This window comes from Mycobacterium kiyosense (assembly GCA_021654635.1).
In the GTDB taxonomy this organism is placed as follows: Bacteria; Actinomycetota; Actinomycetes; order Mycobacteriales; family Mycobacteriaceae; genus Mycobacterium; species Mycobacterium kiyosense.
The window spans coordinates 4701644-4713204 of the sequence record AP025179.1 but is presented as its reverse complement, the minus strand read 5'-3'; the positions used below and the strand labels follow the sequence as shown (position 1 = coordinate 4713204).

Annotated in this window: 13 protein-coding genes and 1 pseudogene; 7 read left to right on the top strand and 7 right to left on the bottom strand. The window is 65.6% G+C overall.

The annotated features are described in order from the left end of the window. Positions 1 to 18: 18 nt before the first annotated feature. The 3 genes and pseudogenes from L6444_RS22155 to L6444_RS22145 all read right to left on the bottom strand — a co-directional run bounded on the left by L6444_RS22155 (position 19) and on the right by L6444_RS22145 (position 2180). Positions 19 to 459 carry an ArsR/SmtB family transcription factor gene (locus tag L6444_RS22155; RefSeq protein WP_012393905.1) on the bottom strand — a complete coding sequence of 147 codons (441 nt, stop codon included), beginning with the start codon at positions 457 to 459 and terminating at the stop codon, positions 19 to 21. Positions 460 to 583: 124 nt separating this feature from the next. Beyond that, a pseudogene (locus tag L6444_RS22150) lies at positions 584 to 1201 on the bottom strand (methyltransferase family protein). Positions 1202 to 1220: 19 nt separating this feature from the next. Beyond that, the gene (locus L6444_RS22145; RefSeq protein WP_041325224.1) at positions 1221 to 2180 is read right to left on the bottom strand and encodes a cation diffusion facilitator family transporter; all 960 of its coding nucleotides are present in this window, start codon (positions 2178 to 2180) and stop codon (positions 1221 to 1223) included. A gap of 201 nt (positions 2181 to 2381) precedes the next feature. Here L6444_RS22145 and L6444_RS22140 point away from each other — a divergent pair, with 201 nt between their 5' ends. Then, positions 2382 to 2558, top strand: a complete 177-nt coding sequence (locus L6444_RS22140; RefSeq protein ID WP_156419140.1) for a hypothetical protein — start codon at positions 2382 to 2384, stop codon at positions 2556 to 2558. Continuing rightward, positions 2555 to 3268: a cation transporter gene (locus L6444_RS22135; RefSeq protein ID WP_012393902.1), complete on the top strand. Its 714-nt coding sequence runs from the start codon at positions 2555 to 2557 to the stop codon at positions 3266 to 3268. Before L6444_RS22140 ends, L6444_RS22135 begins: the two co-directional genes overlap by 4 nt. A 501-nt stretch (positions 3269 to 3769) precedes the next feature. On the opposite strand, the gene L6444_RS22130 is transcribed toward L6444_RS22135, so the two are convergent. The 3 genes from L6444_RS22130 to L6444_RS22120 all read right to left on the bottom strand — a co-directional run bounded on the left by L6444_RS22130 (position 3770) and on the right by L6444_RS22120 (position 5690). Beyond that, positions 3770 to 4489: a creatininase family protein gene (locus L6444_RS22130; protein WP_236977276.1), complete on the bottom strand. Its 720-nt coding sequence runs from the start codon at positions 4487 to 4489 to the stop codon at positions 3770 to 3772. Further along, positions 4486 to 4797: a hypothetical protein gene (locus tag L6444_RS22125; protein ID WP_236977274.1), complete on the bottom strand. Its 312-nt coding sequence runs from the start codon at positions 4795 to 4797 to the stop codon at positions 4486 to 4488. Before L6444_RS22125 ends, L6444_RS22130 begins: the two co-directional genes overlap by 4 nt. A 65-nt stretch (positions 4798 to 4862) precedes the next feature. Further along, positions 4863 to 5690, bottom strand: a complete 828-nt coding sequence (locus tag L6444_RS22120) for a hypothetical protein (RefSeq protein WP_236977272.1) — start codon at positions 5688 to 5690, stop codon at positions 4863 to 4865. 164 nt (positions 5691 to 5854) lie between these two features. On the opposite strand from L6444_RS22120, the gene L6444_RS22115 reads away from it, so the two are divergent. The 4 genes from L6444_RS22115 (at position 5855) to L6444_RS22100 (ending at position 9496) form a co-directional block, all read left to right on the top strand. Beyond that, positions 5855 to 6190, top strand: coding sequence for an SCO3933 family regulatory protein (locus L6444_RS22115; protein WP_236977270.1), 336 nt, complete (start codon positions 5855 to 5857; stop codon positions 6188 to 6190). A gap of 101 nt (positions 6191 to 6291) precedes the next feature. Next, positions 6292 to 7692 (top strand): FtsK/SpoIIIE domain-containing protein, encoded by a 1401-nt coding sequence (locus L6444_RS22110; RefSeq protein WP_236977269.1) that lies wholly within the window; start codon positions 6292 to 6294, stop codon positions 7690 to 7692. Positions 7693 to 7772: 80 nt separating this feature from the next. Next, positions 7773 to 9323 (top strand): replication initiator, encoded by a 1551-nt coding sequence (locus tag L6444_RS22105; protein WP_236984330.1) that lies wholly within the window; start codon positions 7773 to 7775, stop codon positions 9321 to 9323. Further along, positions 9323 to 9496, top strand: a complete 174-nt coding sequence (locus L6444_RS22100) for a hypothetical protein (RefSeq protein WP_165576417.1) — start codon at positions 9323 to 9325, stop codon at positions 9494 to 9496. Before L6444_RS22105 ends, L6444_RS22100 begins: the two co-directional genes overlap by 1 nt. A 217-nt stretch (positions 9497 to 9713) precedes the next feature. Here the strand turns inward: L6444_RS22100 and L6444_RS22095 are convergent, their stop codons facing one another. Next, the gene (locus L6444_RS22095) at positions 9714 to 11153 is read right to left on the bottom strand and encodes a recombinase family protein (protein WP_236977268.1); all 1440 of its coding nucleotides are present in this window, start codon (positions 11151 to 11153) and stop codon (positions 9714 to 9716) included. A gap of 266 nt (positions 11154 to 11419) precedes the next feature. On the opposite strand from L6444_RS22095, the gene L6444_RS30250 reads away from it, so the two are divergent. Continuing rightward, on the top strand, positions 11420 to 11545 hold the full coding sequence (locus L6444_RS30250) for a hypothetical protein (protein ID WP_255730846.1): 126 nt from the start codon (positions 11420 to 11422) through the stop codon (positions 11543 to 11545). Positions 11546 to 11561: the final 16 nt, after the last annotated feature.

Below are 11561 nucleotides of genomic sequence, written 5' to 3'. Positions count from 1 at the left end.
CTTCCTCCCCGACGCGCTCTATCGCCCCGGCGACCAGTCGGCAACTCCCGGTGCAGCCCGCTTGACGCCCCTTCTTCGCGATGCGGAGGCGCGCGTTGGCCGTGTGCCGTAGTTGGGACACAGCGTCACCGCATTGCCGGTGGCCGCCAACACGGTTTCCGCAGCGGCGAACAGGTCCAGCAGGTCCGGCACGGCAAGCGCGTAAAACACCTGCCGCCCCTCGGGTCGGCCGGCGATAAGTCCGCAGTCACGCAGGCACGCCAGGTGTGAGGACACCGTCGATTGCGGCAACCCCAGTTCCCGGGTGAGGTCGACTACCCGTCTTTCCCCGTCGGCGAGGCGGCGGGCGATCGCTAGCCGGGTCGGATCAGACAGGCTGTGAAACAATGCGACCGCGCCCGCCAAGTCCTCGCGCGGCGACGCGGTGGGCGGAGCATCGTCGGCAATTTTCATCGGCATAACCCGATAATAGCGTGGCAACAAGATTGGTCGCAGATCTCGTGTTCAACGGGCATCGTCGCCCCTGATTTTGTGTTGAACCCGAAACCTGGTAATCCCGCGCGGCCTTTGCTTTAACCGCCGCTCACCTAACTGTGCGTCCGATTCCGGGTAGGAAGCGTCCCACACTGTTGGTGTAGGTGCGGTAGGCATCGCCGTGGGTGTCCAACAGGTAGGGCTCCTCGACGCGGCGGACTTGCAGTTCGATCGCTGTGAACAGCAGCAGGAACCCGGCGACAGCGAGCGGGTTGGGTGCCATCAAGGTGATGCCCGCCGCGAAAATGAGCATGGCGCTGAAAATTTGGATTGCGTACGATCGCGAAGACGCCGTCACGCACCAAAGTGGTTGTCTCGCTTGGGTCGACGCCGATACGCCAGGATGCACCCATCTCGCGTTGGGCGAAAAAAGGTGGCGACAACACCAACGACAGCGAGAAAGATTCCGCTCGCTTGGATCAACTGTGTATGCAGCAGCTCGATCGGACAGACGACGCCGAATAGCTGTAGCACCGGAGCGACCAGGCCGACGATGATCGCGGCGAGGAATCCAGCGCCGGCAACCCATCCGGTGAACCGAGGCGGCCGCCGAGGCCCGCGAAATCCGGTGGATCCGGTGCGGCGGTACTGAATCCAGCTGCGCCAGCCAAAACCCAAAACCCAAAACCCCGAACACCAGGTAGAGCGCGATTGCGGCGACAGCCATCATCGAAACGCCTTGTGGCTCAGTGGATGTCGTTGGATCGGTGGGCTGGGCCGTGCGGCTCCTCGCAATGCGGGCCGTTGTTGGGCTCGCCGCGGTCGATGACGTCGACGTGGTCGACCTGCAACGTGGTGTGGTGAATGTGGTGGCGTTCGGCCAGCAGCCGGGCCAGGTCGCTACGTACGGCGTGGCAGTCGCGGCCGGCTTCGATGAGCACATGCGCTGACAACGCCGGTGAGCCGGAGGTGATTTCCCAGATGTGAAGGTCATGCACCTCCACCACAGCCTCGCGGGCGGCCATGGCCTGCCCCACGACGGCAGGGTCGAGGTCTTTCGGCGCGGCCTCCATGAAGATCCTGCTGGAGGCCCCAACCAGCTCGAACCCGGCTTTGACCATCAATGCCACCACGACGAGGGTCGCGATCGCGTCCGCACGCGAAAAACCGGTGAGCAGAATGATGAGTCCGGCGACCGCGGTGGCGATGAACGCGAACAAGTCGTTGAGGATGTGTTGGAAGGCGCCCTCGACATTGAGACTGGTCCGATTGGCCCGGCTGATCATGCAGGTCGCCGCGACATTCACGGCGATTCCCACGAGCGCGGTGATCAGCACCAGGGTGCCGGTGACTTGCGGCGGGTGGATGAGCCGCCGGATCGCCTCGTCGGCCAGCCACGCCGCCAGCAGCAACAGCGTCAGCCCATTGGCCTGTGCCGACAATATCTCGGCCCGTTTCCACCCGTAGGTCATCCGCCCGGCCGCCGGACGTGCGGCCAGCCGAATGGCCCACAGCGCCAACGCAATCGAGGCCGCGTCGGTGAGCATGTGGGCGGCGTCGGAGATCAGCGCCAACGAGCTGGCCACCACCCCGACCGTGACCTCGCCTATCATGAACGCCACGATCACCGCCAGGGCGCCGAGCAGCCACCGTCGATCGCTGTCGGCCGACGCCTGCGCGTGCGCATGCGCCGCTCCGGCGTTCACCACCACATCCCTGCCGCAGCCATACCGCACAACTTATGCAAAGCTCGCTATGTGTTCAACCTTGAGCGTCCGAAGGTTTTGAACAGCACCGGTCGCAGGCAGCGTGAGTCCTGGCCGCCGTCAGGCGAACTTGTCGGGTGCAAGAAACGCCGAATGTGCAGGCGACGGCGGTATCTCAGCATGGCCTGTATCCTTTCGGCCATGCTGAGGTGTGAAATGCGCGACGCGGCGGCGGCCCGGCCGGATCACGTCCTGCCTGGTGCGCCGGTGATGCCGGTGCCCGACAAGATCGTCGAAGTCGTGCTCGCCGCCGACGCTGACCAGACGTTGGCCGCCGACGAAGCGGCCACGGCCACCGCGGCGGGGCCGGGTCGATGAGCGAGCACACCGGCCGCCGAGTTGAGCGGTCGCTGGCGTCGTCGGCGACCGAGCGGGCTGGCTGCACCGACCGGCACGGCGTCGCTTCCAGCTTCGCACGCAACGAGCAACTTGACGCGCGCCGTCGCGCGGTGCTGTCGCGGCGGGTGCGGATGCTGGTTGGCGCGACGATCGGCTACAAAGTCATCGCGGCGATTGTCGGCGTCGCCGCCGGGGAGGTGGCCTCTTCGACCGCGTTGATCGGGTTCGGGCTGGATTCAGTGATTGAGGTGGCCTCGGCGCTCGCGGTGGGTTGGCAGTTCTTCGGCAAGCACCCCGAGGCCCGTGAGCGGCTGGCATTGAAAGGCATCGCGGTGTCGTTTTTCGCGCTAGCTGCCTATATCACCGTCGAATCGGTTCGCTCGCTGCAGGGCGGCGATGAAGCTGAGCACTCGACGACGGGGATCGTGCTGGCGGCAGTGTCGTTGCTGGTCATGCCGTTGCTATTCCACGCCAAGCAGCGCGTCGGGCAGGAGCTTGGTTCGGCCAGCGTGGTCGCAGACTCCCGGCAAAGCCTGCTGTGCATCTATCTGTCGGGCATTCTGCTGGTTGGGCTGCTGCTGAACTCTCTGTTCGGTTTCTCCTGGGCCGACCATGTTGTCGCGTTGATCATCGCCGGTGCCGCGGTCAAGGAAGGCCGCCAGGCGTGGCGCGGCCAGCACTGTTGCTGAAAACGCCGCAACGTGCTTCGCCATCCACCAAGACCGGGCTGTACTGAGCGGAAGCCGAGTACGCCGAATTCGAATGTGCAGGGTTACCGGTCGATTGCCGCATATTTCACCACATGAATCAATGCTTGGGCGCGCCCTGTCGCGGCGGCTGAGCGGTCTCGAGACACGAAGATTGGCACGTTGTACCGGTCGGGCTTTCACGCGTCGGGGTCTTGATAGCAGTAAAGAAAGTCCTCACGTGCGAGGTCAGGGCATGTGTCCCACGGTGGCCGGCGGTCTGGCCCGGCTCTGGTCGCCGCGCGAGAGGCGCAAACGCCGTTGGCCTGGCGGTGGCAGGCGCGAACACGGCCGGTGTTCTCACTGAGTGGTGGGCGCTGGTCTGGTGCTCGGCGGCGGACGCAGGGCGCAGTGGAGCGACCGGCGCGGACGGGAGCGCCAGCGGACGGAAGCGAAGGGAGCGCAGCGAAGCCCGGAAGGTAGCCGCCGAGCTGTCGCTTGTGCTCAACGTGTGGTGAGGAGTTCGATCAGTGTGTCGGCGTTGCGGCCGAGGTGGTCGAGGGCACTGCTGCCCTTGGCGGCGGTGGCCTGGGATGGTGAGCCGATGACGCCGGTGGGTGCGTAGGCGTGGATGCCGAGGCTGGTGAGGTAGCGGCGGTCGTTGGCTGTGTGGTCGCTGGTCTGCCAGCCGTCGCGCAGGTAGTCGGGATGGGTGGCGAGCAGGATGGAGGTTTCCAGTTCGCCGGCGTGCATGTCGTCGTGGTTGCTGCTGTGGATTCCTGCGGCGGCGCGGGCCTCGGTCCAGTCTTCGCGGCTGGGGTAGAGCCCAACCTTGACGGGGTTCTTGGGGTGGTTGGCTTGTTGGACGACGTTGGTGAGTACCGCGTTGCCGCCGTGGCCGTTGACGACGATCAGCCCGGCGATGTTCTGCTGTGCCAGCGATTCGATGATGTCAGCGACGATCGCGGCCAAGGTGGTGGCGCTGATGCTCATGGTGCCGGGGTAGGCGGCGTGTTCGTGGGAGCAGCTGAACGCGACCGGTGGTAGCTGAAATACGTTGTGGTGCTGACTGATTGCGGATGCGATGGCAGTGGCGATGAGGGTGTCGGTGCCCAGCGGAAGGTAGGGGCCGTGTTGTTCGAATGAGCCGACCGGCAGCACCGCGACCGTGTGGGTGGCCGCGGGGTCGGTGGTGGTGATGTCGGGGATGATTCGACGGCTCACGGGGTGACTCCTTGGGTGGCGTTTTTGATGCGGCCGGCAAGCTGTTGCAGGATCGGGTCTTTGTTTCGCCGTCGACGGTCTCGCACGATTGTGCCTGCCCTGGCCAGATGAATCCTGGCTCGCTGCGAGGGCGCGGCCAGGTAGCCCGGGATCGCTGTGGCGGTCAGTGCCAGTGCTTGCTGGTATTCGCCGGTGGCGATGTAGGCGTGCAGGAGTCGCATATCGGCCACGGTCTGATCGCGGTGCTGCTGTGATGTCCAGGCGTGATGGTGCCCGGCGAGCAGGGTTAAGGGCTTTATCCGGGTCACCGATGCGCAGGTAGCCGGAGGCGATCTCGCTGGCGACGTAGGCGCCGTGGGCATAGATCGCATGATCATGGGGGGTGGGGTTGCAGGTCACCGAGTTCGAGGGCTGCGGCGGCGTGGCGATGAAATCCCCGCTCATTGTGATTGGCCAGCTCGGCAAGGGCCTGTTGGCGGGCGATGCTGGCGGCCAGGCGACCCATGTCGTGGCCGTCGATGAGGTCGGCGGCATCGGTGGCCAAGGCGGTGGCCAGGTCGGGGTTGGTGCGGGTGAGAATGTTGGATTGGCGCATCAAGATCATGGCGTTGAATGCCGGGCCGGCCGTACGTAGGTGCAGGGCTGCGGTGTGGGTGAGCTTCTCCGCGGCGGCGTGATCTCCGAGGTCTTGGGCGATCCACCCGGCAACTTCGGCGATAGCCCCAGCGGCGCGCCGCATCTCTGCCTTGACCTGCGAGGGTGCGTGGGCAATCAGGGATTCGATGGTGACCAGATCGGATTCCACCAGGGGGCGGGCGTGTTGGGGGCCGAAGGTGTGCTCAGCTTGGATGTGGGCATGTTGCTGGGCCTCGATGACGGCGAGTACGTCACGGTCGACGGGTAGTTGTATCAGCAGCGGGTGCGGCAGCTCGGTGGCGATCGGCACGCTGAACATTTCGTCGGGTTCGACGCCGAACACCGCGGCCAGGTCTTCACGCCACAGCGGGCCGAGCATTCCGGTCCGCTCGATCTGGGCGATTTTTTGCCGCAGGGATTCCCGCGCGGGCAGGTCGGGATCGCCGCGTAGCTTGCGCACGTTTTCGACCTCGATCGCCAACTCACGCAAGCTGTAGCCGTAGCGTTTGCGGGCTTGGCTGAGCCGCTGCGCATTGAGTGCCCGGATCGGGTCGACTGCGGCCATGGCTTCGATCATGCCGCATACATCAGCGCAGGTCAGCTACGTGTGCGCGTGTGCGGTCATCACCACTATCACTGCCTGTCACTTCCGGGCGCATCCGGGATGGCGCTGTCCTTGAGTCGCGGCCGGACAGACCGCGCCAACACCGCAAGGAAGGACAGCAATCCATGAAGTTACGTATCGACACCACCGGGGTGACGTTCCTCTGTACTCGGATTCCCGAGCAGCGCACGAATTTCGACACCGGTGCACCGCGCGTGGACAAGGCCACCGGGCAGGCGTTGTGGCAGGTGCAGCTGATCGCCCTGGACGCCACCGGCGGTGAAGTGCTGGCGGTCACCGTGGTCGGGGAACCGAAAGTGGTTGTCGGCGTGCCGGTGTCTGTGACGGGTCTGGTGGCGTTGCCGTGGTCGCAAGACGGCCGCTCGGGCATCGCGTACCGCGCCGAAGCCATCACCGCCACCGACCTCGCCACCGTCAAAACGGGCCAGCAGGCCCGGTAACCGCAGGCCGGCCCGGCAGCCCCGCGACAGCGTGCGCCTATGGGCTGCCGGGCCGACGCTCCCGCCCCTTCTTTCCCCGTCGTAAGTGAAGGCAGACCGTCATGTCGAATAGTCCAAACCGTAAGAACCACAACAACGATCCATCACCCGATGATGACTGGATCGGCGAGCTGATCGTCGGACTACTCAAAGCCGCCGGGTATCTGCTGTGGTGGGCAATCCTGTTTCCCTCCCTGAGCATTCCCACCGTCGTCGCCATCTGGGTCGGTTTCAGTCACGGCGCCCGAGCCGGCGTTTTGACCGCCGTTGTGGAGGCCGCGGCATACCTCGGCTGGTGGGTCTGCCAGCCGGCCTCATTCACCCGGTGGGTCAGCGCTCCGCTGCGGCAGCGTTTCTGGGCGTGGTGGCGTTATCACCGCAACTGGGAATCGGTCTGCGCCCTGCACGCCCTGACCGCCAAACTGGGTGAACGCACGTTGGTGCCTGCCCTGCAATCGGTGCGGATCGGCCATCACGCCGACGTGCTGATCGTCAAGGTGGTGACCGGCCAGTCGATTGCCGACTGGCAGAAACGCGCCCTCGCACTGGCGGCGACCTGGGACGCGGAGCGGTTGACGATCCGCGCCACCACGCCGGGCCAGCTGCGGATCATCATCGGCCGCGGGGATGTGCTCGGCCAGCCGATCGCGGTGCCCATGCCAACCCCGGGTTCGGCGGTCGATCTGGGCGCGGTGCGGGTCGGGGTCACCGAATCACGGCGCTGGTGGCACCTACCGGTATTGGGCCAGCACATCCTGGCCGCCGGTGCCACCGGAGCCGGCAAAGGCTCGGTGTTGTGGTCGCTGATCGCCGGGCTGGCACCCCACGTTAAAACGGGGCGGGTGCGGTTGTGGGTGATCGACCCCAAAGGCGGCATGGAACTCGGTGCCGGCGCGCCGCTGTTCGCCCGGTTCTGCTACCACACCGGTGCACCCGCCGTGGAACTGCTGCGCGAGCTGGTGAAGCTGATGCAGACCCGCGCCACCCGGCTGCGCGGGCACACCCGCCTGCACACCCCCGCCCTCGCTGAGCCGTTGATCGTGCTGATCATTGATGAGATCGCCGCGCTGACCGCCTATGTCACCGACCGCAAACTCCGCGCCGAGACAGAACAACTCCTCGGCCTGCTGTTGTCCCAGGGGCGTGCGGTCGGGATATCGGTGGTAGCCGCGGTGCAAGACCCGGCCAAAGACACCCTGCCGGTACGGCAGTTGTTCACCGTGCGGATCGGGCTGCGGATGACCGAGGCTACCCAAACCGCCATGGTCTTGGGCCAAGGAGCCCGCGATGCCGGCGCCGAATGCGACCTGATCGCTGATACCACCCCCGGCATCGGGTACGTGATGATCGATGGCACCGCCGACCCGATACGGGTCCGGGCCTTTCACGTCACCGATCGCGATATCACCTTGTTGGCCCGCACCTTTCGGGCACCGCGTTCAGGCGAACAGGGAAATCGGTGAAGACCGTAACGACGCAGAGCCCGGTGATCGTGCTGCCGGGCCTGCCGGCCACCATCGATGCCGATGCGGTGGTCACCCAGATGTGCCGGCGCGCCTCCTCACCCGGTTTCGGGTCGTGGTGGCGGCGAGTGGAATCGGTCGGTTACTGCGCCCACCCGATCCAGCTGCTCGGTGCCGACACCGCCGGGCGTCAGCACACGGTGTGGACGCGCTGCAACAACCGCCGTCACGCGGTGTGCCCGTCATGCTCAGACCTCTACGCCCGCGACACCTGGCAACTCGTGCACGCCGGAGCCGCCGGCGGCCACCACGACATACCCGTCGAGGTCGCCAACCGTCCGCAAGTGTTCACCACCTTGACCGCCCCGAGCTACGGGGCCGTGCACAACGCCACCGGAACCCCGTGTCACGCCATACCCAACAGGTCGGCGGGCCGCTGCCGGCACGGAAACTTCCTGCGCTGCACCATAATCCACAGTGTCGATGACCCTCTGGTGGGCCAACCATTGTGCGCGGACTGCTACGACTATCTGGGACATATCTTGTTCACCTGGCATCTGCCCGAGCTGTGGCGGCGGTTCACCATCGCACTACGGCGCGCCGTGGCGACGCACCTGAAAACAGTTGGCGTCAAGCCCGGCTCGGTGCGGGTCAGCTTCGTCAAAGTCGTTGAATTGCAAGCCCGCGCCATACCCCACATCCATGCCCTGATCCGCCTCGACCCGCCACCCGCCACCAACGACACCACGAAATCAGGTGACCACGATCGTCACGGCCCCGCCGCCCCGCGGGGTGGTGGGGTGTCTCGTCCGGTAGCCGAGCAGCATCCCGGCTGGTCGTCACCGATCACCGCCGCCGAGCTGGCCGCCTTGATCCAACACGCTGCCAGTCGCGTCAGTATCGACGTGCCCGCCGGCGACGACGATTACCCCAACCCGGGCGGGGTGCGCACGGTGCGGTTCGGCACCCAAATTGATACCCAACCATTGACACCCGAACCAATAACCGCAAGCGATTCCGAAGTCGACGACACCGCAGTCGCTTCGGCCTCGCGGTTGTCGCCGCGCAGGGTTGCGGCATATCTGGCGAAATACGTCACCAAATCCCTGCACGACTTCGGCATCACCGCGCGCCGGCTGTCCGCAGAAGCGATCGGCGAACTCGACGTTACTGAACATGTGCGGGCCATCCTGTCCACCATCGCCGGACTCGCCGAACACCCAGCGTCCGCGGGTCCGTCGTTGGCGGGGATTGGGCGCTGGCTGCACACCCTGGGCTACCGCGGCCACATCACTACCAAATCGCGGCGCTATTCGACCACCATGGGTGCCCTGCGCGCCGCCCGCGCCACCTGGACCCGTAACCAGATAGCCAAACATTCAGGGCGACAGGACGATACGCAATCCGCCGATTTCGCTGACGACGTGACGGCGAGCACAGGCAGGCAGCAGCAACCGATCGACGCCGATGAGATGCTGTGGGAGTTCGACCGCGCCGGACACGCCAGCGCCGGTGACCGCGTCCTGGTCATCTCCGCAGCCCTGCGCCACATCAGCGCCCGCATCACCGGTATCACCGATTCCCGGACTGTCTCCACCCGCATCTCGCCGCCACCACGCGGGGCAGGGTGATGGCCACGACGCCCGCGGGCGGCGCCGCCAACAACCACGATGCCGGCGCGGTCCCGCTGCACGAGCGCCCGGAGTTCATAGCCTGGCTGACCGCCTCATGTGAACGCCAAGCCCTATCCGTCACCGTCACCGACCCCACCACCCTGGCTGCCATCGCAACCCTCCTGCGCTGAGCACGCAAAGGCACCGTACCGTCACCGGCCAACCGGATAGACGACGAAAGTTATTTCAACACAACCCTTCCCGGCGATAAGAGCATTCCTGGTGTCTGGGCTGGTGGGCCGTCCAGGCTCGAAGCTGGCTTCGACCGCGTGCGGCTTTGGCCTTGACGGCCCACCAGCCCAGACACACACTCGGCACTCGCCAGGGAGCATCCGCGACGCCGAAAACCTAGATGCGCCAATGGGGTTGCACGCGGTTAATGTCGAGACTGCGGGAACCGGGGGTGCCCGGTGCGATCACCGCGTGATCCAGGATCGATTTGACGATGCTCCGCTGGCGTTCCACGTCGAGGTCCGGCCATTGGCCGCGCAACGCCCCGCCGGTGCCCGCCAACTCATAAACCTCACTGGTATCGGTGGCCTCAGCGATGTCACGCCTGGCCTGCTGGATGCGGCTGGTGATCGGGTCGCGGGCCGCGATCCACTCCCGCGCGCTGATCGCGCCGTCGGCATACAAACCGGCCAGCTCATCGAGGCGCGTTTGATCGGCCTCCACGGCCGCCGCCAACGCAGCCACATCATGATTAGGGCTGGCTTTGCCGGCCAACACCTTCGCCAGATCCCGAGAATCCAGGCGGGTCAACACCGCATCAGTCAACAAAGCCTCAACCGGTTCGGCGACCACCGTCAGCCGACCACAGCCGCCATGATCGGGTCCTTTCAGACAAACATAGCGGCGCACCCGATGATCGGGATTACTGTGCCGGGCTTGCGAATACAGCCGATTACCGCAACGCCCACACCGCAGCATCCCTGACAACACATATGTGCGCGCCGCCCGCGTCTTGGTCACCGACCGCGCCGCGATACGCGCCAAGATCCGGTCCCGCTCCGCCGGCGTAACGATCGCCGGCCATTTCGCAGGCCCGATCACCTCACCACGATGCTCCCGCAGCCCGGCGATACGGCCCGAGCACAGGATCTGGCGCACCGCCGAGGTCTGCCACGACTTGGCCACCGCCGGGGAAACGCCGGAGTCGTTGAGCCACACCGTCAACGACAACAACGACTGGCCCGCCAAGTAGCGGTCCACCATCTCACGCACCACCGCCGCCTCCGACGTCCGCAGCGTGATCTTGTCGTCCTCGTAGCCGAACGGGCGCACCGAGCCGTGCGGTAGTCCCTGTTCGGCGTTCTGCAACATCTTGCGGCGAATACGTGCGGACTTGCGCCCGGACTCCTTGGCGGCGAACGCGGCGAAAATCCGGGCCATGAACAACCCGTCATCGTTACCCAGGTCAATATCGGCGGTCACGGTAGCCACGTCTCGCACACCCACCGACTCACACAAAGCGACAAACTCTTCCAACTCCACCGGTCGGCGATGCAACCGGTCCAAGTTGTAGACGATCACCGCATCCCGCGCCCCTGATGCCAGATCGGCCAGCATCCGCGCATACTGCCGACGCGGCTTGCCCGAGAACGCCGACACATCGTTATCGACATACTCATCGCCAACCGGCCAACCGCGGTCAGCAGACAGCTTGCGGCAATCCTCCAACTGCCGCGCCACCCCCAACCCGGTGCCCTCCACATCAGCCGAGATACGCGCGTAAATCGCCGCCGACCGCACCCCAGCCCGCTGACCAGCGGATTTCATCTTCGCCATGGGGGTATATTAGCAGCATCTAACCTTCGAAGTTTGGCTTGTACCGGGGTCATGCCATCTCCTCAGCGAGCAGCGATATGAACGTCCGTTCACGGTATCGCAGTAAGCCGCGTAGCAGAAGACGTTTGGCGAGGTTAGGTCGCCATTCGCCGGAATTCGGGCGTCGGGGGCTATTCGAGCACCGCAATGGGTACCGACGGTGCAGGGCCTGTGGCCCGATCGCCCGGAACATCAGGACCGCCGTCACGACGAGCCAGGCGAAAAACGTGATCACCGGTGACCAGAACGCCCGCAAGCCGTTGCAGGCAAACGGGCCCGAGCGGGTGAAGGAACGCGACGGCGCCGCCCTCGAACATCAGCGCGGTCCACGCGGTCGTCGCCGTGAAAAGTGACACGACGACGCGCTCG